This window comes from Faecalitalea cylindroides ATCC 27803 (assembly GCF_000469305.1).
Taxonomy (GTDB): Bacteria; Bacillota_I; Bacilli_A; order Erysipelotrichales; family Erysipelotrichaceae; genus Faecalitalea; species Faecalitalea cylindroides.
In genome coordinates this window covers 1-1,112 of sequence record NZ_KI271020.1, presented here as the reverse complement: position 1 = coordinate 1,112, position 1,112 = coordinate 1, and the positions used below count along the sequence as shown (strand labels likewise).

Sequence of the window (1,112 nt, the reverse complement as noted above, 5' to 3'; positions counted from 1 at the left end):
TTTCCCAAACGGTAAAAGGCTCGTTAGGGGTTGCCCCTAATACCCCGTGAGAAAGGAGAACTTGATTTGAGAGAGTTATTACTTATCGCCGCCGGAACACTGCTCGGCAGTTGTCTTGGCGTTACGATGATGTGCTTATTCCAGATTAACAAAGATTGCAGAGTAAAGAGAAAGGAAGATACCGATTATGAGAAAGAGAAACATTCAGAAGATTGTACGCTTTAACCGCAAGGAAGCACAGGATTTGGCAGCAAAGGCAAAGAAGGCTTGTCTTTCCGAAGCAGGACTTATCCGTTTGCTTATCAGAGGTTACGAGCCGAAAGAGAAACCCGATGACCGCTTCTATGATGTGATGAGGGAACTTTCCTCTATCGGTAATAACATCAATCAGCTTGCTGCCAAAGCAAATACACTCGGTTTCATTGACGCACCTATGCTGAAGAATGAAGCTGCAAAGTGGAATAAGTTCCAGTCAGAGATTGAGAGGACATATCTTCGTCCAAATCAGAGCGAAATGAAATGGCAGTAACAAAGTTGTGGTCGGTAACAGAAAGGCTCGGTCAGGTCATTGACTATGCAACCAATCCCGAAAAGACTTCTGCAAATATCAAAAGGGAGTTTTCACCGGAACAGTATCAGGCTCTTGCTGATGTTATTGCTTATGCAAAGGATGAAGAAAAAACAGAGCGAGAATTTTATGTTGAGGGTATCAACTGTAATGTGGCGATTGCCCGTGACCAGTTCATAACGGTTAAGGAACAGTACCAAAAGACAGACGGTATCCAAGCCTATCACGGATATTTGAGTTTCAAGGAAACAGATATATCTCCTGAGATGGCACAGAAAATCGGAATGGAATTTGCAAATGAAGTGTGGGGTAAAAGATTTCAGGTTGTTGTGACAACCCATCTGAACACAAAGCACCTGCATTGCCATTTTGTCATCAACTCTATTTCTTTTGTCGATGGCAAACATTTGTGGGGAGAGGAAAAAGCGTGGTTCAAATTCCGAAAAGTTGCAGACAGAATTTGTGAGAAGTACGGACTTTACTATGACCCGAATCCGAACCGCAGTAAGCAGTCGGATTATCTGACGATGAAAGAAAAGGCAGG

The 1,112-nt window shown here is 43.2% G+C and carries 2 protein-coding genes; both read left to right on the top strand.

The window, feature by feature from the left end; all coding sequences use genetic code 11:
• Positions 1 to 187 precede the first annotated feature (187 nt).
• Positions 188 to 529 (top strand): plasmid mobilization protein, encoded by a 342-nt coding sequence (locus tag HMPREF0367_RS07135; protein WP_002594670.1) that lies wholly within the window; start codon positions 188 to 190, stop codon positions 527 to 529.
• A partial coding sequence (locus tag HMPREF0367_RS07130; RefSeq protein WP_035402747.1) for a relaxase/mobilization nuclease domain-containing protein occupies positions 520 to 1,112 on the top strand: 593 nt, incomplete at its 3' end. The genes HMPREF0367_RS07135 and HMPREF0367_RS07130, both read left to right, overlap by 10 nt.